19 protein-coding genes are annotated in these 22,613 nt (G+C 70.3%); 7 read left to right on the top strand and 12 right to left on the bottom strand.

Going from position 1 to position 22,613, the window contains the following annotated elements:
- Positions 1–401: 401 nt before the first annotated feature.
- The gene (locus ACFY3D_RS10020; RefSeq protein WP_389977218.1) at positions 402–1,049 is read left to right on the top strand and encodes a class I SAM-dependent methyltransferase; all 648 of its coding nucleotides are present in this window, start codon (positions 402–404) and stop codon (positions 1,047–1,049) included.
- Between the two features lie 94 nt (positions 1,050–1,143).
- Here ACFY3D_RS10020 and ACFY3D_RS10015 read toward each other — a convergent pair whose 3' ends face one another.
- The 3 genes from ACFY3D_RS10015 to ACFY3D_RS10005 all read right to left on the bottom strand — a co-directional run bounded on the left by ACFY3D_RS10015 (position 1,144) and on the right by ACFY3D_RS10005 (position 3,660).
- Positions 1,144–1,617, bottom strand: coding sequence for a hypothetical protein (locus ACFY3D_RS10015; RefSeq protein ID WP_389977215.1), 474 nt, complete (start codon positions 1,615–1,617; stop codon positions 1,144–1,146).
- Positions 1,618–1,902: 285 nt separating this feature from the next.
- A complete protein-coding gene (locus ACFY3D_RS10010; RefSeq protein ID WP_350946682.1) occupies positions 1,903–2,685 on the bottom strand; it encodes a neutral zinc metallopeptidase in 783 nt (260 codons plus the stop codon).
- Between the two features lie 147 nt (positions 2,686–2,832).
- Positions 2,833–3,660 (bottom strand): neutral zinc metallopeptidase, encoded by an 828-nt coding sequence (locus ACFY3D_RS10005; RefSeq protein WP_389977212.1) that lies wholly within the window; start codon positions 3,658–3,660, stop codon positions 2,833–2,835.
- A gap of 185 nt (positions 3,661–3,845) precedes the next feature.
- On the opposite strand from ACFY3D_RS10005, the gene dxs reads away from it, so the two are divergent.
- A complete protein-coding gene (gene dxs, locus ACFY3D_RS10000) occupies positions 3,846–5,765 on the top strand; it encodes a 1-deoxy-D-xylulose-5-phosphate synthase (protein ID WP_389977210.1) in 1,920 nt (639 codons plus the stop codon).
- A gap of 67 nt (positions 5,766–5,832) precedes the next feature.
- Here dxs and ACFY3D_RS09995 read toward each other — a convergent pair whose 3' ends face one another.
- The gene (locus ACFY3D_RS09995) at positions 5,833–6,507 is read right to left on the bottom strand and encodes a DedA family protein (RefSeq protein ID WP_389977207.1); all 675 of its coding nucleotides are present in this window, start codon (positions 6,505–6,507) and stop codon (positions 5,833–5,835) included.
- 151 nt (positions 6,508–6,658) lie between these two features.
- On the opposite strand from ACFY3D_RS09995, the gene ACFY3D_RS09990 reads away from it, so the two are divergent.
- On the top strand, positions 6,659–8,119 hold the full coding sequence (locus ACFY3D_RS09990) for an amino acid permease (RefSeq protein WP_389977204.1): 1,461 nt from the start codon (positions 6,659–6,661) through the stop codon (positions 8,117–8,119).
- Positions 8,120–8,171: 52 nt separating this feature from the next.
- Here the strand turns inward: ACFY3D_RS09990 and ACFY3D_RS09985 are convergent, their stop codons facing one another.
- Entirely contained in the window at positions 8,172–10,268 is a 2,097-nt protein-coding gene (locus ACFY3D_RS09985; protein ID WP_389977201.1) for a 3-hydroxyacyl-CoA dehydrogenase NAD-binding domain-containing protein, read from the bottom strand.
- Positions 10,265–11,464, bottom strand: a complete 1,200-nt coding sequence (locus tag ACFY3D_RS09980) for a thiolase family protein (protein ID WP_389977197.1) — start codon at positions 11,462–11,464, stop codon at positions 10,265–10,267. Before ACFY3D_RS09980 ends, ACFY3D_RS09985 begins: the two co-directional genes overlap by 4 nt.
- A gap of 201 nt (positions 11,465–11,665) precedes the next feature.
- Between ACFY3D_RS09980 and ACFY3D_RS09975 the strand changes: the two genes are divergently transcribed.
- Complete coding sequence (locus ACFY3D_RS09975) at positions 11,666–12,658, top strand: LacI family DNA-binding transcriptional regulator (protein ID WP_389977194.1); 993 nt, start codon at positions 11,666–11,668, stop codon at positions 12,656–12,658.
- Between the two features lie 185 nt (positions 12,659–12,843).
- On the opposite strand, the gene ACFY3D_RS09970 is transcribed toward ACFY3D_RS09975, so the two are convergent.
- The 4 genes from ACFY3D_RS09970 to ACFY3D_RS09955 all read right to left on the bottom strand — a co-directional run bounded on the left by ACFY3D_RS09970 (position 12,844) and on the right by ACFY3D_RS09955 (position 16,840).
- The gene (locus ACFY3D_RS09970) at positions 12,844–13,590 is read right to left on the bottom strand and encodes a hypothetical protein (RefSeq protein ID WP_389977191.1); all 747 of its coding nucleotides are present in this window, start codon (positions 13,588–13,590) and stop codon (positions 12,844–12,846) included.
- 126 nt (positions 13,591–13,716) lie between these two features.
- A complete protein-coding gene (locus tag ACFY3D_RS09965) occupies positions 13,717–14,562 on the bottom strand; it encodes a sugar phosphate isomerase/epimerase (protein WP_350946691.1) in 846 nt (281 codons plus the stop codon).
- Complete coding sequence (locus ACFY3D_RS09960) at positions 14,559–15,698, bottom strand: dihydrodipicolinate synthase family protein (protein ID WP_389977188.1); 1,140 nt, start codon at positions 15,696–15,698, stop codon at positions 14,559–14,561. The genes ACFY3D_RS09965 and ACFY3D_RS09960 overlap by 4 nt, the downstream gene beginning before the upstream one ends.
- A complete protein-coding gene (locus tag ACFY3D_RS09955; RefSeq protein WP_362900224.1) occupies positions 15,698–16,840 on the bottom strand; it encodes a Gfo/Idh/MocA family oxidoreductase in 1,143 nt (380 codons plus the stop codon). The genes ACFY3D_RS09960 and ACFY3D_RS09955 overlap by 1 nt, the downstream gene beginning before the upstream one ends.
- Before the next feature lie 472 nt (positions 16,841–17,312).
- Here ACFY3D_RS09955 and ACFY3D_RS09950 point away from each other — a divergent pair, with 472 nt between their 5' ends.
- Both ACFY3D_RS09950 and ACFY3D_RS09945 read left to right on the top strand, forming a co-directional pair.
- On the top strand, positions 17,313–17,957 hold the full coding sequence (locus ACFY3D_RS09950; protein ID WP_389977185.1) for an HNH endonuclease family protein: 645 nt from the start codon (positions 17,313–17,315) through the stop codon (positions 17,955–17,957).
- A gap of 402 nt (positions 17,958–18,359) precedes the next feature.
- Positions 18,360–18,833: an ATP-binding protein gene (locus ACFY3D_RS09945; protein WP_389977182.1), complete on the top strand. Its 474-nt coding sequence runs from the start codon at positions 18,360–18,362 to the stop codon at positions 18,831–18,833.
- Positions 18,834–18,940: 107 nt separating this feature from the next.
- Here ACFY3D_RS09945 and ACFY3D_RS09940 read toward each other — a convergent pair whose 3' ends face one another.
- Complete coding sequence (locus tag ACFY3D_RS09940) at positions 18,941–20,167, bottom strand: HRDC domain-containing protein (protein ID WP_389977179.1); 1,227 nt, start codon at positions 20,165–20,167, stop codon at positions 18,941–18,943.
- Positions 20,164–20,760, bottom strand: coding sequence for a DUF3000 domain-containing protein (locus ACFY3D_RS09935; protein ID WP_389977176.1), 597 nt, complete (start codon positions 20,758–20,760; stop codon positions 20,164–20,166). Before ACFY3D_RS09935 ends, ACFY3D_RS09940 begins: the two co-directional genes overlap by 4 nt.
- Before the next feature lie 699 nt (positions 20,761–21,459).
- On the opposite strand from ACFY3D_RS09935, the gene hemE reads away from it, so the two are divergent.
- The gene (gene hemE / locus ACFY3D_RS09930) at positions 21,460–22,497 is read left to right on the top strand and encodes a uroporphyrinogen decarboxylase (protein WP_389977173.1); all 1,038 of its coding nucleotides are present in this window, start codon (positions 21,460–21,462) and stop codon (positions 22,495–22,497) included.
- Positions 22,498–22,613 lie beyond the last annotated feature (116 nt).

Raw genomic sequence — 22,613 nt, 5'->3', positions numbered from 1 at the left:
CGCTGAAACTTTCGGACCCCATCCGAACTGCCGGGGAAACCGCCACCGGGCGCCGCGAGGACCTCGCCGCGCCCTCGCGGGGGAACCGCCGCCCGGTGTCGCGGGAGAAACCGGCCGCGCTCCGCGAAGGAACCGCCAGGGCGAAGAATCCGATGGAGCAAAGGGGCCGGCGGACGGGGGCAAGACTCCGGACGAACGGACACGGGTTGTCATTCCACTCGCCGCTTCAGGTGCGGATGTCCTTCTCCATGCCTGGACGCTTTCATGGGCCCCGCGCCTGATCGCGAGAAGTCCCCGTGGTCTGCGGGATTGTCACCCGGCCATCCGCGGCAAGAGCCTCGTACCAGCATGCGTCGTGATTCTTCCGACTTGCCTGGGTGCCAGGAACTACTGTCGCGGGCATGGTTGAACACGATGTCCTCGATGCCACCCGTGCGGCCTACGATGCCGCCGCCCCCCTGTACGCGCAGCTGTTCCGCGAAGAATTGCGTGACAGGCCCATGGACCGCGCGATCCTGGGCGCCTTCGCCGAGGTTGTGGGCGCGAGTGGCGACGGTCAGGTCGCGGACCTGGGGTGCGGACCCGGCCATATCACTGCTTATCTGGATGAGCTGGGGCTGGCGGTGTTCGGTGTCGACGCGTCTCCCGCGATGATCGAATTGGCTCGGCACGCCTATCCGGGCCTGCGGTTCGATGTGGGCTCGATGGCCGCGGTGGACATCGCCGACGGGGTGCTGGGCGGCGTACTCTCACGGTGGTCCGTCATCCACACGCCACCGCGAGAACTCCCCGTCATCTTGGCCGAGTTCCACCGCGTACTGGCACCCGGCGGTCACCTTCTGATCGGCTTTTCGGCGAGCGATGATCCGTCTCACCCGACACAGGTCTTCGACCACGCGGTCGCACCGGCCTACCGGTGGTGGCCGGATCACCTCGCCGCGACGCTGCGCGAGTCCGGGCTCGCCGAGGTGGGCCGGATGGTGCGTCAGCCTCAGCCCACCGACCGACGGCAATTCCAGGAGATCCACCTGCTCGCCCGCAAAGGGTAGAGCGCCGGTCGTGTAACCCGGGGTGGGGGCGGATGACTCACGGAAGCCGGGCCGCCGGCCCCCGGGGCCACGGGGGTCGGCGGCGGTGCGGGTGTTACTTCACGAGGTCCGCGACCAGGTGGCGCAGCTCGATGTGACCGGCCTTGAGCTCGGCGACGTCACCCTCGACGCGCTTCATGGAAAGCTCGAGGTTTCCGACGGAGCGCTTGACCACGGAGATCTCCTCGCGGAGCTCGGCGTGACCGGTGCGCATCTCGGCGCGCAGTTCGTCCTGGCCGGTGCGGAGTTCGTTCACCTCCGTACGGAGCCCGGTCATCTCTGCCCGGAGGCTGTCCTGTCCGGTACGGAGCTCGTCCAGCTCCGTGCGGAAACCCGTGAGTTCCGTACGGAAACCCGTCATCTCCGTACGGAAACCGGTCATCTCCGTCCAGAGTTCCGTCGTCACGGTTCGCAGGTCTTTCAGGACATCCAGGATCCCTGCGTTGATCACCTTGCTCTCCTGGCTCTGCGCGCGGAGCGCGGCGACGTCTGTTTCCAGGACGCGCAAGCGGATGTCGGTCGTGTCCAACTTGTCTTTCTCCTTGCCCTTGTACCAGCGGGGGGACCGGACCTGGCTCCGTGGCGTGGAGGGCGCTCACGGGGAGGGGTGTTCAGGCGGCGTCGCCAGACTACTGAATGTCATCGGTCCGTCGCCACTCGTGTTCGCGTTCTGCGGTTGTCTCGCGTCGGCCGGTGGCGGGGGTGGGTTTCGCACCCCCGGAGGATGTGGCTTACACCGGGTGGAAAAGAACGACCACCCGTCGCGTGTTCGCGGGAACGGCGGCGGGTGGTCGCGAGAAGAAGGGGGAGGGGGTCAGGCGACCTTGGACCTGGGGGCGGAGAAGGTGTTGCAGGAGCCGGGGGTCTCCTGGTCGAAACCGCGGGTCACCCAGTAGGCGACGTTCTTGGCGGTCCCGTGGGTGGCCGTGCTGTAGGCGGCGCTCAGGACGTACTTGAAGTCCGACTCCTCACGGTTCAGGGAGTGCCAGATGCTGCCGATGAAGGCGCCGCTCAGGCACTCGGCCTGGAGCTCGATCTTGCGCAGCTCGCGCAGCACCGCCTTCTCGTTCTTGTAGTCCCGTGAGGCGAAGGCCGTCATGATCCCGGAGAGCTGCTGGACGTGGTGGCCGTACTCGTGGGCCAGGGTCTGCAGCAGGAACAGCTCGGTCGCCTGGGAGAGGATGTCCTTGTTGAGGTAGAAGGTGATCTTCTTGTTCGCCGGGCAGTAGACCGCCTGGGCGTCCTTGGGGAACTTGCCGCAGCCGGTCGGGACGCCGATGCGCGAGGTGACCGCGAACCTGGGCTTGGAGAAGGGCAGCTTCACCTTGGCGAACTGGTACTCCCAGCCCTCGTTGAGGCAGTCCAGGGCGAAGTCGAGATAGATCTCCGCGCTCTCCCGGTCGTCGTTGTAGACCGGCTGCTCAGGGCAGGCGTCCGGTTCGAGCTTGCCCGTCTTGTAGATCGGGTTGGCGGTCAGGGCGGCCTGGCCCGTGGGCACGGGCGCGAGCCGCCCGCCGCTGATCTCCGCGCCCGCCGTACCGGCGAGCAGCGTGCTCACGAGCACGCCGGAGAGCAGTGCGATAAGGGGGATGCGCATGATGCCCAACCCTAGGGAAGGTTCAAGAGGGGGTAAAGCCGATATGCGGCCATGCTTGGAAAGCATGGCCGCATATCGCGGGGTTCGTGCCGAGGGTCAGGAGGTGCGGGAGGCGCTGAAGATCAGGTGGTGCGGGGTGTGCCGGGGTCAGGCGACGCGACCGGTCGGGGCCGACCAGGTGTTGCAGGCGGAAGGGGAGCCCGCGTTGAAGCCGCGCTCCATCCAGTAGGCCTGGCTGCGGCCCTTGCCGTGGTCGTTCTTGGGCCAGTTCTTGTGCCCGTTGTCGCGGACCCAGCTGACCATCGCGTCCCAGTGCGCCGGATCGACCGGGAGGTCGTCGGCGGCCTGACGCAGGAAGGCGGAGCCGAGGCAGTCGGCCTGCAGTTCGAGGCGGCGGGAGAAGGCGAGCTTGGTGGACGAGGAGGCCCGCCAGATGCTGCTGCTGTAGTAGTTGATGATCCCCGCGAGGTGTTGCACGTGGTGGCCGTACTCGTGGGCGATGAACTGCGCGTGGTTGGGCACGAAGGGGTTCTTCAGGACCTCACGCGTGACACCGATGTAAATGGTGCGGTTGCTGGAGCAGTACATCCCCCCGGCGCTGCTGGGCCACCGACCACAGGGGGTGGTCACCTTGGTGGTGGAGGAGAAGCGCAGGTTGGGGTGGGAGAACGACAGGTTCGTCTTCCTGAACTGGGTCTTCCAGGCCCGATTCAGGCAGCGAACCGTCTTGGTGACGAAGGTCCGGTAGGAGGCCGCGCTCCCCGCGCGGATCTGTCCGGCCTGGCAACGCATCGTGGGCAGGGTGCCGGTGCGGTAAAGAGGGCTCGCCGTCGCGGCGGCCCGGCCGCGCGGGGGCGCCTGCCTCCCCGCGGAGGTGGCCGTACCCTGTGCCGTCTCGACGGTCGGCGCGACCTGCTGCGAGGCCAAGGTCGCGGTGGCCGACGAGGCGGAGGCGCCGGCTGTTTCCAGGGTCATCACCAGGGCAAACGTCAACGAGACGGCAACAAGCGATGATAGTTGCCTAAAGGGGAGAGTTTTCATGGTGAGGCAAAGGTTATTGCAACTGTGGATAAAACGTGCAGAATCGCCGCTCCTGGGGGTTGCGTCCCCCATCGCAACTAGACTCGTCGTGACGTTGACTGGACAGAGGGGATGATTCCGTGAGCGAGCGGACCGGGCAGCCTGGAAATCTTCTGGAGTCGGTCAAGGGGCCAGAGGACCTCAAGCGCCTGGCGGCGGACGAGCTACCGGTCCTCGCCGCCGAGATCAGGGACCTCCTGATCGCCTCCACCGCCCGCAGCGGCGGCCACCTCGGTCCCAACCTCGGCGTCGTCGAGCTGACGATCGCGATGCACCGGGTCTTCGACTCGCCGCACGACCGCATCCTGTGGGACACCGGTCACCAGGCGTACGTCCACAAGATGCTCACCGGCCGGGCCGGGCAGTTCGACACGCTCCGCCAGGAGGGCGGCCTGTCGGGTTACCCCAGCCAGGCCGAGTCCGAGCACGACATCATCGAGAACTCCCACGCCTCGACCGCGCTGTCGTACGCCGACGGCCTGGCCAAGGCGTACCGGCTGCGCGGCGAGGTCGACCGCACGGTCGTCGCGGTGATCGGGGACGGGGCGCTCACCGGCGGTATGGCCTGGGAGGCGCTCAACAACATCGCGGCGCGCAAGGACCTGCCACTGATCATCGTGGTCAACGACAACGGCCGCTCCTACTCGCCGACCATCGGCGGACTCGCCTCGCACCTGGCCTCCCTGCGCACCGACCAGCGCTACGAGGACGTGCTCGAGTTCGTCAAGGGCAACCTGACGAGGGTCCCCGTGGTCGGCGCCCCCGTCTACGACGCCCTGCACGGCGTCAAGAAGGGCCTCAAGGACGTCCTCGCCCCGCAGGTCATGTTCGAGGACCTCGGCCTGAAGTACATCGGCCTCGTCGACGGCCACGACGAGCAGGCCGTGGAGTCCGCACTACGCAGGGCCCGCGACTTCCGCCGCCCGGTCATCGTGCACGTGCTCACCAAGAAGGGCTTCGGCTACTCCCCGGCGGAGAACCACGACGAGGACTGCTTCCACTCGCCGGGAGTCTTCGACCCGCTCACCGGTGAGGAGAAGCCGAAGCCGCACGGCTGGACCAACGTCTTCGGCCAGGAGATGGTGCGCCTGGGTGCCGAGCGGCGCGACATCGTGGCGATCACCGCCGCGATGCTCGGCCCCACCGGCCTCATCCCGTTCTCCGAGGCCTACCCCGATCGTCTCTACGACGTCGGCATCGCCGAGCAGCACGCCCTGACCAGCGCCGCCGGTTTGGCACTCGGCGGTCTGCACCCGGTGGTGGCCGTCTACGCCACCTTCCTCAACCGGGCCTTCGACCAGCTCCTGATGGACGTCGCCCTGCACCGGCTCCCGGTCACGGTCGTGCTCGACCGTGCGGGCGTCACCGGCGACGACGGCGCCAGCCACAACGGCATGTGGGACCTGTCGATCCTGCAGGTCGTCCCGGGCCTGTCGGTCGCCGTTCCCCGCGACGAGCCCCGCCTGCGCGAGCTGCTGGCCGAGGCCGTGGAGATCGACAACGGCCCGAGCGTCGTGCGCTACCCCAAGGGGGCGGTGGCCGCCGAGACCGAGGCGGTCGGACGCCTCGGCGAAATGGACGTGCTGCGCGCGGGTGATCCCGACGTGCTGCTCGTGTCCGTGGGGCCGATGGCCGAGCTGTGCCTGGAGGCCGCCGACCTGCTCGACGCCCAGGGCATCTCCGCCACGGTGGTCGACCCGCGCTGGGTCAAGCCGTTGGACGAGGCCCTGGTGCCGGCCGCCCGCGCTCACAAGCTGGTCGTGGTGGTCGAGGACAACGGCAGGGTCGGCGCGGTCGGCGACGCGGTCGCCCGCATGCTGCGTGACGCCGACGTGGACGTGCCGGTCCGCACGTACGGCATCCCGCAGCGCTTCCTCGACCACGCCAAGCGCCCGAAGATCCTCAGCGAGATCGGCCTGACCTCGCAGGACATCGCCCGTCAGATCACCGAGGCGATCGCGAAGCGCTCCGCGGACCTGGAGGAGCACCCGAGCCGCTGAACCGCATCCCCTCCGCCCGCGCGGTACCTCCACCGCGCGGATCCCCGGTAGCCCGCGCCGATCCGGGTCAACCGGGGATCCGCGCGCTCGCGTCGCCGGAGCCGGCCGTGTGGCCCGAGCCGTCGGCGTCACCCGTGCCCGCCGCCTCGCGCGCCGGGCGGGCACGGTGGTTGATCACGACGAGGCTCGCGACCACGACCGCCACGCACCCGAGGATCGGCACCAGCAGATGCCGGTTCTGCTGCAGGGCCTCACTCGCGAGGGAGCCCAGCCACAGGTAGACGGTCACCCAGGCCGCGCCGCCCGCGAGGGTCCAGCGGATGAAGCGCGCGTACGGCACGCTCAGGGCCCCGGCGACGATCGGGGTGAGCGAGCCGGTCACGGGCAGGAAAGGGGCGGCGGCCAGGGCCGGGCCGGTGCCGGCGCCGCTGTCAGCGCCGGTGCTCGTGGCCAGCCGCTCGGCCCGCGACCAGCGCCGTTCGCCGATCCTGCGTCCGAGGCCGCTCAGGCGCAGCCGCGATCCGTACCGGCGGCCGACGAGCCAGCCGCCGGTGGCGCACAGGGCGTACCCGGCGCACCCGGCGGCCGCCACCGCCGCGATCTCCCACGGACCCGTCAGCGCCGCCCCCGCCACGAGGATCGCCGCGACCCCGGGTATCAGCGAGCCCGCCACCGTCAGCACCGCGAGGAGTATCGAGCCGACCAGGTACGGAGACGACGACTGCAGCATGTCCAGGAGCATGTCCCCAGGATCGCGGCCGGGAGCGGCGGACGGCATCGGGGACCTTCCCCTAGACAACCCCGACTTTGAAACAGCCTTGAGTTTCGCCGTTCGTCCGCCGATCCAATGGGCATGTGACCTGCGACACAGAACCGGCGGTCGAGGAGGGGCCATGGGGGTCTTACGCGTCAAGTCGGTGGAGCAGTCGATCTCGGACACCGAGGCGCCGGAACACCGGTTGCGCAAGGATCTCAGCGCGCTGGACCTCACCGTCTTCGGGATCGGTGTCGTCATCGGCACCGGCATCTTCGTACTCACCGGCCGGGTCGCGAGGGAGATGGCAGGGCCCGCGGTGGCACTGTCCTTCGTGGTCGCGGGCATCGTCTGCGCGCTGGCGGCGCTCTGCTACGCCGAGTTCGCCTCCACCGTCCCGGTGGCGGGATCCGCCTACACCTTCGCGTTCGCCACCCTCGGTGAGTTTCCCGCCTGGATCATCGGCTGGGACCTCACGCTGGAGATGATGCTCGGCGCCGCGGTCGTCGCGGTCGGCTGGTCGGGATACCTCACCTCGCTGCTGGCGTCCCTGGGGATGACACTGCCGGAGACGATCGCGGGGGAGGGGGCGGCGTTCAACCTGCCCGCCGCGCTGATCGTGCTGGTTCTCACCGCGATCCTGGTCGTCGGGATCAAGCTGTCGTCCCGGTTCAACCTGATCATCGTCACGATCAAGCTCGCGGTGATCCTGCTGGTCGTCGTGGCCGGGCTGTTCTTCGTCAGGGGCGCCAACTACTCGCCGTTCGTCCCGCCGGCGGAGTCGACCCCGGCCGTGGGGGGGCTGTCCGCGCCGCTGATCCAGGTACTGTTCGGGATCAGCCCGGTGGCGTACGGAGTGCTGGGCATCTTCAGTGCCGCGGCCATCGTGTTCTTCGCCTACATCGGCTTCGACGTGGTCGCCACCGCGGCGGAGGAGACGCGCAACCCGCAGCGGGACCTGCCCATCGGCATCCTGTCCTCGCTCGCCATCTGCACGGCGCTGTACGTCGCGGTCTCCCTGGTCGTCGTCGGAATGCAGCCCTACGATCAGCTCAGCGAGGCGGCGCCGCTCGCCGACGCGTTCAAGGCGGTCGGCCAGACGTGGGCCGCGTCGCTGATCAGCGTCGGCGCGCTGGCCGGTCTCACGACGGTCGTGATGATCCTCATGATGGGCATGTCGCGGGTGATGTTCGCCATGTGCCGCGACCACCTGCTGCCGAGCGGGCTGGCCAAGGTGCACCCCAAATACCGGACCCCGTACGTCATCACCATCATGATGGGTGTCGTCGTCGCGGCCCTGGCCGGGTTGGTTCCGCTGTCCACCATCGCCGAGCTGGTCAACATCGGCACGCTCTTCGCGTTCGTGATGGTCTCGATCGCGGTGGTCATCCTCCGCCGCACCCGCCCCGACCTGCCGCGTTCCTTCCGCACCCCGCTGGTGCCGCTGGTTCCCGTCCTGTCGGTGCTCGCCTGCGTCTACCTGATGCTCAACCTCCCGGTGGAGACCTGGCTCAGGTTCGTGGTGTGGATGCTGCTCGGGATCCTGCTCTACTTCGGGTACGGCTACCGGCACAGCAGGCTCTCGGAGCGCTCGCGGTGATCTCCTTCTCGCGGCCCGTTCCGGCGAGGGAAGGGGCCGCGAGAAGGAGACGTCAGGCGGGGACCGAGGCCACGCCCGGCGGCAGGAATCGCGGCTCGGCGATGCCCGTCCGGTCCAGGTACGGGGTGACGCCGCCCAGGTGGAACGGCCAGCCCGCACCGAGGATCATGCACAGGTCGATGTCCTGGGGAGCGGAGACCACACCCTCCTGGAGCATGAGGCGGATCTCCTCCGCCAGCGCCCGCAGCGCCCGCAGCCGCACCTCCTCCGCCGTCGACGGGGAGGTGCCGCCGGCGAAGAGCGCGACCGCCTCGGGGTCCAGCGAGAAGTCCGGCGCGTAGACACCGGGCCTGCCCGCCGCGACGAGCCGGGCGAGGTTCTCCGACACCCCGTAGCGGGCGGGGAAGGCCTCGTGCATCGTCTCGGCGACGTGCAGCGCCACGGCGGGGCCGACGAGTTGCAGCAGCGCGAACGGGGTCATCGGCAGGCCCAGCCCGTCCAGCGCGTGGTCGGCGACCTCAAGCGGGGTGCCCTCGTCGACGGCGGCGATGACCTCGCCCATGAAGCGCGTCAGCAGGCGGTTGACCACGAACGCGGGCGCGTCCTTGACCAGCACGGACGACTTCTTCAGCGACCGTCCGACGGAGAAGGCCGTGGCGAGCGTCGCGTCGTCGGTCTTCGCTCCCCGCACGATCTCCAGCAGCGGCATCACCGCGACCGGGTTGAAGAAGTGGAAGCCCACGACGCGTTCCGGGTGGCGCAGCCCCGAGGCCATCTCGGTCAGCGACAGCGAGGAGGTGTTCGTGGCGAGCACGCACTCGGCGGAGACGACCTCCTCCACCTCGGCGAACACCTTCCGCTTGACCTTCATGTCCTCGAAGACCGCCTCGATGACGAAGTCGGCGTCGGCGAACGCGTCCTTGGTCAGCGAGCCGGTCACCAGGGCCTTGAGCCGGTTGGCCTGGTCGGCGGAGAGGCGCCCCTTGCCGAGCAGCTTGTCCACCTCGGCGTGGACGTATCCCACGCCCTTGTCGAGGCGGTCCTGGTCGAGGTCGGTCAGCACGACCGGGACCTCCAGGCGGCGCGCGAACAGCAGCGCCATCTGCGAGGCCATCAGGCCCGCGCCGACGACACCGACCTTGGTCACCTTGCGGGCCAGCGCCTTGTCCGGGGCGCCCGCGGGCTTCTTGGCCCGCCGCTGGACCAGGTCGAAGGAGTACAGGCCGGCGCGAAGCTCGTCGCCCATGAGGAGGTCGGCGAGGGCCTCGTCCTCGGCGGCGAACCCCTCGTCGCGCGACGCGGTGCGGGACAGCTCGACCAGCTCCAGCGCCCGGTAGGGGGCCGGGGAGGCGCCGTGCAGCCTCATGTCGAGCAGGAAGCGCGCGTCGGCGACCGTCTTGGCCCAGTCGTCCCCGGTGTGGTCGGTGCGGGAGACCGTCACCTCGCCGCGCAGCACCTGGGCGGCCCAGCGCAGCGACTCCTCCAGGAAGTCGGCGGGCTCGAACATCGCGTCGGCGACGCCGAGCGCGAACGCCTCCCCGCCCTTGATCATGCGGTTCTGCGCGAGCGGGTTCTCGACGATCAGCTTGACGGCCGCGGCCGGGCCGATCAGCCGGGGCAGCAGCTGGGTGCCGCCCCAGCCGGGGACCAGGCCGAGGAAACACTCGGGAAGCGCCACCGCGGCCACGCCCGAGGAGATGGTCCGGTAGGTGCAGTGCAGCGCGACCTCCAGGCCGCCGCCCATGGCCGCGCCGTTGACGAACGCGAACGAGGGCACGTCCAGCTCGCCGAGGCGGCGGAACACGTCGTGCCCCAGCCTGCCGATCAGCAGCGCCTGCTCGCGCTCGGAGACCAGCGCGGCGCCCTTGAGGTCGGCGCCGACGGCGAAGACGAACGGCTTGCCGACGACACCCACGGCCGCCAGGTCGCCGCGTGCGGCGACCGCGTCCAGGGCCTCGCCCAGCGAGGTCAGCCCGGCGGGGCCGAACGTCGAAGGCTTGGTGTGATCGAAGCCGTTGTCCAGCGTGATCAGGGCCATGGTGCCCGCCCCGTAGGGCAGTTCCACGTCGCGCACGGCCGCCCGGGTGACGACCTCGTCGGCGAAGAGCCGCGTGATGTCCGTCTCGCTGTTCGTCTTGTTGTCCGTCACTTCTCGCCCTCCCAGCCGAGGTTCTCCCAGATGACCGTTCCGCCCATGCCCAGGCCCACGCACATCGTGGTCACGCCGTAGCGGACGTCGGGGCGCTCCCCGAACTCGCGGGCGAGCTGCGTCATCAGACGCACCCCGGAGGAGGCGAGCGGGTGGCCGAAGGCGATGGCGCCGCCGTAGGGGTTCACCCGGGGGTCGTCGTCGGCGATGCCGAAGTGCTCGAGGAACGCCAGCACCTGCACGGCGAACGCCTCGTTGATCTCGAACAGTCCCATGTCGGAGACGGAGAGCCCGGCCAGCCGCAGGGCCCGCTCGGTGGACGGGATCGGCCCGACACCCATCACCTCCGGGTCCACGCCCGCGAAGGCGTACGAGACCAGGCGCATCTTCGGCGCGAGGCCGAGCTCTTCGGCGACGTCGGCGGCGGCCACGACGCAGCCGGTGGCGCCGTCGTTGATGCCGGAGGCGTTGCCCGCGGTGACCCGGCCGTGCGGGCGGAACGGGGTCTTCAGCCCGGCGAGGCCCTCCAGCGTGGTGCCGGGGCGGGGGGCCTCGTCGGCCGTGGCCAGCCCCCAGCCCTTCTCGGCGGACCTGGTCGCCATCGGGACCAGGTCCTGCTGGATCCTGCCGTCGGCGTACGCCTTGGCGACCTTCTCCTGGGAGGCGAGGGCGAAGGCGTCCGCGCGGTCCCTGGTGATGGAGGGGTAGCGGTCGTGGAGGTTCTCCGCGGTCATGCCCATGACGAGGGCGGATTCGTTCACGAGCCGTTCGGCCAGGAACCGGGGGTTGGGATCGACGCCCTCGCCCATGGGGTGGCGGCCCATGTGCTCGACGCCACCGGCGATCGCGACGTCGTAGGCGCCGAAGGCGATGCCGCCGGCGACCGAGGTCACCGCGGTCATCGCGCCCGCGCACATACGGTCGATCGAGTAGCCGGGCACGGTCTTGGGCAGCCCGGCCAGGATCGCGGCGGAGCGGCCGAGGGTGAGGCCCTGGTCGCCGATCTGCGTGGTGGCCGCGATGGCCACCTCGTCGACGCGCTCGGGAGGCAGATTCGGGTTTCGCCGGATCAGCTCGCGGATGACGCGGATCACCAGGTCGTCGGCGCGCGTCTCGGCGTACAGGCCCTTGGGGCCCGACCTGCCGAATGGTGTGCGCACACCGTCGACGAATACGACGTCACGAGACGAAGGCACGGGTTCGCTCCTCGTTGCTGGATGGCTTCCCCACCATGCTACTCGTCAGTAACAAGGTTTGGTGCGGCCGGGTGGACGGGAGGTGGGTAAGTTGTCCCCAGGAGTGTGCGGGCTCACGCCCCACCTCGCGGGCCCGTGTCCGGGGTGCGGGGCGAGGGTAACTCTGACAGACTTTGGAAAACGCTTTCCAGGAGGTTGTCGGTGGTCACGCTTGAGGATGTCGCCCGGCACGCGGGCGTCTCGCTCGCCACGGCGTCACGGGTGCTCAACGGCAGCACCCGGCAGGTGGGCGCACCCCTGCGGGCCAAGGTGGAGCTGGCCGCCGCCGAGCTGGGATACCGCACCAACGTGGCCGCGCAGACCCTCGCCAGGGGCGCGAGCAACGTGATCGGCCTGGTCGTCCACGACCTCACCGACCCCTACTTCGCCGCGATCGCCGACGGGGCGATGCGGGTCGCCGAGAGCCAGGGGCTCATGGTCATGATCGGCACCACCCACCGTGACCCCGAGCGGGAGATCGCCTACGTCTCGACGCTCAACGCGCAGCGGGTCCGTGCCGTGCTGCTCGTCGGCTCCCGGGTCACCGACCCGCGGACGACCCAGAGGCTCCGGGCGGAGCTCGACCGCTACCGGGAGTCCGGGGGCCGGGTCGCCTGCGTGGGCCAGGATCTGCTCGGCGTCGACACGGTGGTGCCGGACAACCGCCGGGGCGCCGCCGAACTGGCCCGCGCTCTCGCCGGGCTGGGGCACCGGAACTTCGCGATCCTCGCCGGGCCCGACTGGCTGATCGCGCCCAGGGACAGGGTGGAGGGCTTCGCCGGCGCGCTGGAGGAGCTCGGCCTGCCCGCGCCGCGCGTCCTGCACGGCACCTTCGACCGGGAGGGCGGCTACTCGGCGGCCACCCGGACCTCCGGGGTCACGTGCGTCTTCGCCGTCAACGACGTGATGGCGGTGGGCGCCCTCGCCTCCTTCAGAGACCGGGGCGTCCGGGTGCCCGAGGACGTGTCCGTGGCCGGGTTCGACGACATCTCCACCCTGCGCGACCTGGTTCCCTCGCTGTCCACGGTGCGGCTGCCGCTCGCCGACATGGGCGCCCGTGCGCTGGAGCTCGCCCTCGGCCCGTCCGAGGAGGTCCGGGCCGAGGCCGTGACCGGCGAGGTGATCCTCCGGGAGAGCAGCCGCGGCCTGGGATGACATGACAGGCGGTCGGGAGCCGGGATGACATGACAGGCGGCCACGGCCCGGAGAGGTACGGCAGAGGCCACGGCCCGGGGTGACACGACAGGTGGCCCGGACACCCCTGGGGCGGTCCGGGCCGATCGTGTGTCGCGGGAGAACGCGGCGAAACGTGGGGAGAAGGGAGACGCGGGGGAGCGAGGTCAGCGCATGCCGGGAACGGGGTTTCCCTGCTCGTTGACCGGCGGGATCATGATCTGCCCGCGCAGCCAGCGGATCGTCCTGATGACCCCGTCACCGTATCCGGGAGAGTGCTGGCGCCCCCGGCCGAGCTGCCGGGACACGTCCTCGGCCGCGCTCTCCTCCATGCCGAGGTTGAGGCCGGTCGGTCCGTGCATGGGGCGAGGCGTGTTGCGGACCGGGGACTTCCTGCGGGTGCCGAGCACCCATTCGCACACGGCGACGGTGCCCGCGCACCACTCCTTCTCCCACTCGCCCGCGGCGTTGGGCCGGCCCTGGCGGGCCAGCTCGGCGACGGCGGCGATCTCGTCCTCGGTGCGCAGGATCACGCCACGCCCGCCGACCAGGTGTCCCCAGCCTTCCGAGGAGCGGCGGCCGGGGATGGGCAGGCCGTCCTTGGCGCCGATCAACCAGTTCAGGGTGCTGATCACCCCGTCGGCCGGCAGGACCCGGCCCTCGCGCGGAACCCGCTCGGCGGCGTCGATCTCGGCGCGCGCCTCCGCGAGGGTGGGCGGGGAGCCCGAGGAGGGACGGCCGCTGATCGGCGCCTGCTCCCGCTTTCCCAGGGCCCAGAGAATCGCCTCTCCCTGGCCCGAGGGGGCGGAGTCGGGGTTGGCGGCCTCCCACTCCCTGATCGTCTCCAGCACGGCCATCACGTGTTCCGGCGGCCGCTGTATGGCGGGGCGGGCTTCGCTTTCTGCGGTCGTCATGTCCCTACCGTACGAGTACCTGACACGTCACTCCACCGTGAAGCGGTAATCCGGGCTCGGCGAATACGTTTTTCCTCCCGCTGGAACGGTCCTTCGCCCAGAAAAATCGTGGCGGGAGAGTGTCCGTCACCCCCCGACGAACTCGGCGAAGGCGGCCTTCACCCTGGACAGGATCTCGTCGGGGTCGGCCGCCCATACCTCGGCGTTGAAGATCTCGACCTCGACGTCCCCCGTGTAGCCCGCCTCGGCCACCGCCCGGGTCATCGGGGCGAAGTCGATGACGCCCTCACCCATGATCCCCCGGCCGAGCAGCACGTCGGCGGGGAGCGGCGACAGGAAGTCGCACACCTGGTAGCTCGCGATCCGGTCCGAGGCCCTCGCGATCTGCTCAAGCACCCGCGGGTCCCACCACACGTGGAAGGTGTCGACGACGACGCCCACCTGTTCGCAGGGATGCGCCTCGGCGAGGTCGAGTGCCTGGGCGAGGGTGGACAGCACGGCCCGGTCGGCGCAGTACATCGGGTGCAGCGGTTCGAGGGCGAGCCTCACCCCGCGTTCGCCCGCGTACGGCGCCAGCACGGCCAGTGCCTCGGCGACCCGCTCCCGCGCCGCGGGCAGGTCGCGGGAGATCGTGCCGGGCGGCTCGCCGGGCACCACGCCGGGCAGGCCGCCGACCACCATGACCAGGCAGGCGGCGTTCAGCGCCGCGGCCTCGTCGATCGCCCTGCGGTTGTCGTCCAGGGCGTTCTGTCCGCCCGAGGTGAGGAAACCGCCCCGGCACAGCGACGACACCCGCAGCCCGGCGTCCGCGACGAGCTTCACGGTCTCCTCCAGGCCCGCCGCGGCGACGTCCTGCCGCCACAGGCCGATGGCCTCGACGCCGTGCCGCACGCACCCGTCGACGGCTTCGGCAACCGACCACCGTTTCGTGGTCCACTGGTTCAGCGAGAGACGGCTCGTTCGCGCGATCACAGGCCGTTCACCGCCAGCAGGGAGCGCATCCGGGAGACCGCCAGCTCGGGATCGGCCAGCAGCCCGGCCCGGTCGGCCAGCCGGAACACCTCGGCCAGGTGGGGCAGGGATCTGGCCGCCTGAGCGCCGTTGACCATGCTGAAGGCGTCCTGGTGGCCGTTGAGCCACGCGAGGAGGACGATGCCCGTCTTGTAGTTGTACGTCGGCGCCTCGAAGATCTTCCGCGAGAGCGGGACCGTGGGCTCCATGATCTCGTCGTACCGTCGCAGGTCGCCCGCGTCGAGTGCCTCCAGGGCTGCGGCGGCGGCGGGGGCGATCGCGTCGAAGATCCCCAGCAGCGCGTGGCTGCCCGACGCGATCAGCGAGGGGTAGTTGAAGTCGTCGCCGGTGTAGAGCCGTACGCCCTCGGGCAGTGCCGCGCGCAACCCGATCTCGTGCTCGGCGTCCAGCAGCGAGACCTTGACCCCGTCCACCTTCGCCGCGTGGTCGCGGATCAGGGAGAGGAACGACGCGGTCGCCTCGGCCACGTCGCGCGAACCCCAGTAGCCCGCCAGGTTCGGGTCGAACATCTCGCCCAGCCAGTGCAGGATCACCGGGCGGTCGACCCCGGAGAGCAGCTCGCCGTAGACCCGGTGGTAGTCCTCCGGACCCCGCGCGATCGCGGCCAGCCGGCGGCTCGCCATCACGATGACCCCGGCGCCCGCGTCCCGCACGGTCTCGATCTGCTCGGTGTAGGCCGCCACGATCTCGTCCAGGGTCCGGGCGTGCGGGGCCTGGTCGGTGCCCGCGCCGCAGGCCACCAGTTCCGCCGGGTCGCCGAAGGCCTTCGCCTCGGCGGCGCTGCGCCGGATCAGCTCGCGGGTGGCCGTCCAGTCGAGCCCCATGTTGCGCTGGGCGGTGTCCATGGCGTCGGCGACGCGCAGCCCGTACGACCACAGATGGTGGCGAAAACGCAGGGTGGCGTCCCAGTCGACGGCGGCGGGGGAGCCCGGGGTGTTGTCGCCGAGGGGATCGGCGACCACGTGGGCGGCGGCGTAGACGACGCGGCTCACGGCGGGGCCCGCGGGCCTGCTCCAGGTGACCGGCTCGCGCAGGGTGTGCTCCCCGCCGGGCAGCGTGATCCTCGGTGCGGCCATCACGGCTCCACCGGCAGGCGGCGGCCCTCCGCGGAGGAGCGCAGGCCCAGCTCGGCGAGGCGGACGCCGCGCGCTCCCGAGGCGAAGTCGTAGGGGAAGGGCGCGTCCTCGGCCACGTGGCGGACGAACCGCTCCCACTGGATCTTGAAGCCGTTGTCGAACTCCGTGTTGTCCGGCACCTCCTGCCAGCCGTCCCTGAAGCGGGCGGTGGCGGGCAGATCGGGGTTCCACACCGGCTTGGGAGTGGCGGCGCGGTGCTGGATCCGGCAGTCGCGCAGACCGGCGACCGCGCTGCCGTGCGTGCCGTCGACCTGGAACTCCACCAGCTCGTCGCGGTTCACCCTCACGCTCCAGGAGGAGTTGATCTGCGCGATGATCCCGCCCTCCAGCTCGAACACCCCGTAGGCGGCGTCGTCGGCGGTGGCCCGATAGGTCTCACCCCGCTCGTCCACCCGCTCGGGGATGTGGGTGACGGCCTGGGCGTAGACCGAGGTGACCCGGCCGAACAGGTTCTCCAGCACGTAGGCCCAGTGCGGGAACATGTCGAGGACGATGCCGCCGCCGTCCTCGGAGCGGTAGTTCCACGACGGGCGCTGCGCCTCCTGCCAGTCGCCCTCGAACACCCAGTAGCCGAACTCGCCGCGTACCGACAGGATCCTGCCGAAGAAGCCGCCGTCGATCAGGCGCCTGAGCTTGAGCAGGCCGGGAAGGAAGAGCTTGTCCTGCACGACGCCGTTCTTCACCCCCCTGGCGGTCGCGGCCTCGGCGAGCGCCAGCGCGTCCTCGTACGTCTCGGCGGTCGGCTTCTCCGCGTAGACGTGCTTGCCCGCCTCGATCGCCGCGAGCACGGCCTTCACGCGGGCCTGGGTGACCTGGGCGTCGAAGTAGATCAGGTTGGCGTCGTCGGCGAGGGCGGTGTCGAGGTCGGTGGTCCAGGACTCGATGTCGTGGTGGTCGGCCAGCCTCTGCAACTTCTCGGCGTTGCGGCCCACCAGCACCGGTCTGAGCAGGACCCTCTCGCCGCCCGACAGGGGCACGCCGCCCTGCTCGTTGATCGCCAGGACAGAGCGGACCAGGTGCTGGCGGTAGCCCATGCGGCCCGTGACGCCGTTCATCACCACGCCGATGCTTTGCGGGGACATCTTTCTCCGACCTCTGAGGAAAGCGCTTTCCTTTCCACCGTACGACAGTCGTCCCACCTGCGGCAAGCGCCGGGAGATGTCCGGATGAGCGGGATGCCGGCCGGTGCCCCTCGGAGTCGCGGGGCGGGAGCGCCGGCCGGGGCCGGGGCGAGGTCGTCGAGGTGGTCCTGAGGGCCGGACCGGAGGATTCCCGGCGTTTCCCGGAGATATTCCGGCGTTCACGAGATCTTTACAACGCGTTCGCGAGAAAAGTGCGGGTGAAAGAGAGCCTCGCGTTTTCCGTGTCCCGCGTCATCGCAGCTGAAACGCGTCCGGGTGCGCATCAGGGCAGTATCCGACCAAGCATGTCCTGACTCGTCGTCAAAGCATGACATTTCCGTATTTGTCATGAGTTGAGACGTTCCGTCTGTCCTCCTCTCGCCGTGCCCAGACCCCTCGACTGGCCGAGGTGGAGCGACAGAAGGGGCCACTCGTGAAACGAGTCGTCACCGGGATTTCCGCTGCCCTCACGCCGATTCTCCTCACCGTCTCCCTGACCGTCTCCCTGACGACAGGGGCGGCGTCGGCGACCCCGCCCAACATTCCCTCCGCGGCCACCGCCGCGAGCAGGCTCGCGACGCTCACCGTCGCCGCGGAGACGAACCAGTCCTCCTACAGTCGGTCGTTGTTCAATCACTGGATCACCATCAGCGGCTCCTGCAACACCAGGGAGACGGTGCTCAAAAGGGACGGCACGGGAGTGGTCGTCGACTCCGGTTGCGCGGCCGTCTCCGGCCGGTGGTACTCCCCGTTCGACGGCGCCACCTGGACCGCCGCGAGTGACGTCGACATCGACCACATGGTGCCGCTGGCCGAGGCGTGGCGTTCGGGCGCCTACGCGTGGACCAGCGCGCAGCGCCAGGAGTACGCGAACGATCTGGGCGGGCCCGAGCTGTGGGCGGTGACCGACAACGTCAACCAGGCCAAGGGCGACCAGGACCCCTCGACGTGGCGGCCACCGCTGGCGAGCTTCAACTGCACCTACGCCAGGGCGTGGATCCAGGTGAAGTACTACTGGAAGCTGACCCTGCAGAGCTCGGAGAAGAGTGCCCTGCAGAGCATGCTCGCGAGCTGCTGAGCCTCCCGCCCCGCCGGCCCCCCGCCGTCCCCGCCCTGTCCGGCCGCCGTCCCCCGCAGTCCGGGGCCGGTGTCCCCGAGCCCTCCGGGGGCGGTGGCGGTGGGGGCCCGGCCTCCGGAGCCGTGACGTCGCGAAGAGGATGATCATCTTGGTTGCGTGATATTCCGTGGCACCGAATGTCCGCCGAACTCCATATCGGATCGCATTCCTCATGAAAGGCCGACATTGAGACCGGTGCGGGTGAATGCCCCGGGTTATTCGACGGCCACGCGGAAAATGCCGGGAAGCGCGGGGCTGTCATGTGTCGAGCCGGACACGAAGGGTAGTCGTTCTTCGAAGGGATTCCCCGCGAAGGTGGATGTGAAGACGGCGATTCGTGAAACCAGGTGGAGGGCTTCGGGCATGAAGACGGGAAAACTCGCGGAGGTATTTCTGGACAGCGCCTACGAATCGGTCGGACGGGCCCGCCATGAGACGCGTGAGGCCCTCGGTCCCGACCACGTCCTGCTGTCCGATGTCGTCCAGGTGGTCTCCGAGTTGCTGGCGAACGCCGTGGAGCACGCCGACCCCGGCCTGGTGGACGACCTGATCGGTCTCACCCTGACCGCCACCCACGACTCCGTCCACGTCGAGGTCTCCGACCCCGGCTCCGCCTCTCGCGCGCCGCACATCTCGTGGCACCGGCCTTTCGAGGCCAGACGCGGTCGGGGCCTGCTCATCGTCGACCGGCTCTCCGGTGGACGCTGGGGGACCCGCGAGCACGGCTGCGGGCTGGGCCGGACGGTGTGGTGCGCCATCCCCTATGTGCGGCCGGAGCCGGCCGGTGACGAGAGCGACGAGGCGGAACGCCCTCTTTCCGCGGCCTGCCGGAACTGAGCCGGCCTGGAGTGTCCCCGAGACCGGGATCCGGGCCGGTGTGGACGTGCTCGGCCCGGTCCCGGGAATGGAACAGGAAGTGATCTACTTTGTAAAGGGCGGGGGCCTCACGCCTGACCCTTGATCTCCAAACGGAGCAGGGCCTTGGCGATCGGATGGGCCGTCAGCCCGATCTGCCACTCCCTGGCCCCCAGCTCACGCAGCCGGGCGACCACGCTCTCGTCACTGATGACCGGGGGTGGCTCCCAGGTCAGGCGGCGTATCGCGTCGGGCTGGATCAGGTTCTCCGCGGGCATGTGATGCTCGTCGGCGAGCGCGGCCACCACGGCCCTGGCGGCGGCGAGCCGGCGGGCGGCCACCGGGTCGCGGTCCATCCACCGGTTGGCCGGTGGCGGCCCGTCGCCGGGGGCGCTGGGCTGCGGCAGCTCCGAGTCGGGCAGTGAGCGGGCGGTGCCGATCGCAGCCAGCCAGTCGCGCAGGTGCCGCCGGGCGCTGCGGCCGGTGAACGGGGGAATGTCGGTGAGCGCCTTGGTGGTGCGGGGCAGCTCAAGCGCGGCTGTCACGATCGCCGAGTCGGGCAGGACCCGGCCGGGGGCGACGTCGGACTGGCGGGCGAGCTCGTCGCGGAGCGTCCACAGCTCCCGCACCACCGCCAGCCCGCGCAGCGAGCGGACCTTGTGGATCCCCGAGGTGCGCCGCCACGGGTCGGAGCGCGGGGCCGGCGCCTTGTGCGCGAGCACGGCGGCGAACTCCTCCCGCGCCCACTCCAGCTTGCCGCTGGAGATCAGCTCCTCGTGCAGGACGTCGCGGAGCTCGATCAGGACCTCGACGTCGAGGGCGGCATAGCGCAGCCAGTCTTCCGGCAGAGGTCGGGTGGACCAGTCGGCGGCCGAGTGGCCCTTCTCCAGCCTGAATCCGAGGACGTTCTCGACCATCAGGCCGAGCCCGACCCGCTCGTAGCCGAGCAGTCGACCGGCCAGCTCGGTGTCGAACAGCTCTCGCGGATGGAAGCCCACCTCCGCCAGGCACGGCAGGTCCTGGGAGGCCGCGTGCAGCACCACCTCCGCGTCGGCGAGCGCCGCGTCGAGCTCCGACAGATCGGGACAGCGGATGGGGTCGATCAGGGCGCTTCCCGCGCCCGCGCGGCGCAGCTGGACGAGATAGGCGCGGCCGCTGTAGCGGTAGCCGGAGGCGCGCTCGGCGTCGACGGCGACGGGGCCTGTGCCCTCGGCGAAGGCGCGTACCACGCGCGCGAGAGCCACCGGATCCTCGACGACGGGTGGGATTCCCTCACGAGGTTCCAGCAGCGGGACTACGGTCGTCTCATCGGTCACGTTCTGAAGGGCTCCGGATCTTCGCGACGGCGCGGCGGCAGGGCCGCCACGTCGGGTGGCAGGGGTGGCATGCCCGCGGCAAGGCACATCAGGTCGCACCAGGCGGCGACATGGCCGGAGAGGTCCTCCTGCAGCGGCGACCAGGATGCGCGCAGCTCCAGCTCCGTGGTCACCGGGTCTTCGGCCTTGTTGCCGAAACCCTCGGAGACCGCCCGGGTGACGGTGCCTCCGGCGGCGGCGTAGTCGGCGCCGTGGGCGTCGAGCGACTCGGTGAGCCAGCTCCACGCGACGGGTCCGAGCAGCGGGTCTTCGGTGATCTCCGGCTCCATGTCGGCTCGCACGTAGGCGACGAGCCTGAACTGGCCGTCCCAGCCGCGTTGGCCGTCGGGGTCGAAGAGCACGATGAGGCGGCCGACCGCGAGCTCGTCGTCGTCGCGGTACACCGACGCGCCGATCGCGGCCGAATAGGGGGCCAGGCGCTGCGGGGCCGGGATGTCCTCCAGCTCGATCTCGGGCCTGACCTCCGCGGGGCGCATGCTCGCCACCGCGCGCCTGAAGGCGGCGGGAGCGGGCGGCGCGTCACCGACGGTCATATCGGAAGCGTAGGTCGAAACTGATCGCATGGGGACCACTGGGGTGCGTATAGGAGCCATTGGAACCGATCAAGCCGCTGCCGACGGCCTGCGAGGGGCGAGGGTGAGCCCGCCGACGGGAACTTCCGGGAGGAGCTCGTGACCGCGCCCGGCGCGGACCCGTTCCGTGTCGGCCCATTCGTGACGCTCGCCCCGGTCGTGGCCGTGTGGATGGGACCGTTGGTGGGGACCCCGCCCGCGGGCGCAGGAGGCACGGTGCTCACCGCGACGTTCGGGTGAACTCCACATGGTGGACATCGCACGGGCCTTTCGTCGGGTCGTGGTCCGACGTTGGCACGTCGCGCCGACATTTCCGCGCAGCGTGCTCGGCGTGTCCCCAAAGTGGTGCGGGAATCGATGCCGCGCGGTGACTTGGCGAACATTTGGACCAGCCGAGGGCCGGGCCAGGATCGCCGATGAGAGGAACTGTACCCGGAAACATGATCGCCTCGCTCCGCCTGTTGTCATCTGCCGCGTGCCAACATCGGATTTCAGTGGACGAAGCTCTCAAAACCGGTAAAGCGCGATCGTTGTCATCGCTTGACAGTGTCTGTGGGGTGTGACGTGCGATCTCATTGAATAGTCGGTGATTTCGTATTGAACTCATCGGTCGAGGGCCTTGGTGAGCCGAGCGGTCTGTTGGCATGGCACCCTGGTGGGGTGACTTCCGAGCTCGTCGACTCCGCTTTCCTGCGTGCCTGCCACCGCCGGCCCGTTCCTCACACGCCGGTGTGGTTCATGCGCCAGGCCGGTCGCTCGCTGCCCGAATACCGGGCGCTTCGCGAGGGAGTGCCGATGCTCACGGCCTGCGCCACCCCCGAGCTGGTCGTGGAGATCACGATGCAGCCGGTCCGCCGCTACGGCGTGGACGCGGCCATCCTCTTCAGCGACATCGTGGTCCCGCTCAAGGCGATCGGCGTCGACCTCGACATCAAGCCGGGCGTCGGACCGGTGGTGGCCGCGCCGATCAGGGACGCCGAGGCGGCCAAGGCGCTGCGGCCGATCGAGCCGGACGACGTCTCCTACGTCACCGAGGCCGTCCAGGCGCTGACGAAGGAGCTGGGCGCGACCCCCCTCATCGGGTTCGCGGGAGCGCCGTTCACGCTGGCCTCCTACCTCATCGAGGGCGGCCCCTCCAAGAACCACGACCACACCAAGGCCATGATGTACGGCGAGCCGGAGCTGTGGCACGCCCTCATGGACCGGCTGACCCAGATCACCCTGGGCTTCCTGCGCGTGCAGCTCGCCGCCGGGGCCTCCGCCGTCCAGCTCTTCGACTCCTGGGTCGGCGCGGTGTCACCCGACGACTACCGCGAGTTCGTCCTCCCCTACACCAGCCGGATCTTCGCGGGCCTGGCAGACCTGGACGTCCCGCGCATCCACTTCGGTGTCGGCACCGGCGAGCTGCTCGGCCTGCTCGGTCAGGCGGGGGCCGACGTCGTGGGCGTCGACTGGCGGGTCCCGCTCGACGAGGCCGCCTCGCGGGTCGGCCCCGGCAAGGCGCTGCAGGGCAATCTGGATCCGGCGATTCTGCTCGCCCCCTGGAAGGTCGTCGAGCGCCGCGCGGGCGAGATCCTCGCCCGCGCGGCCGAGACCGAGGGCCACGTGTTCAACCTGGGCCACGGAGTGCTGCCCGGCACCGACCCCGACCAGCTGGCCCGCCTCACCGACTTCGTCCACGAGACCTCGGCCCGCTGACCGGGCCCGGCTCCCCGGCCGGAGCCGCCCCATCGCGGGCGATCGGACGCCCGGCCCGCGCGCCCCGGGCGTTCACCCGGGGGCGCCTCGGAGGTGCTCCGCGCCGCACCCGGAGT

Source organism: Streptosporangium sp. NPDC000509, from assembly GCF_042898365.1.
Classification (GTDB): Bacteria; Actinomycetota; Actinomycetes; order Streptosporangiales; family Streptosporangiaceae; genus Streptosporangium.
Note: the sequence above shows the minus strand (reverse complement) of the source record. Positions and strands in the feature narration are given on the sequence as shown.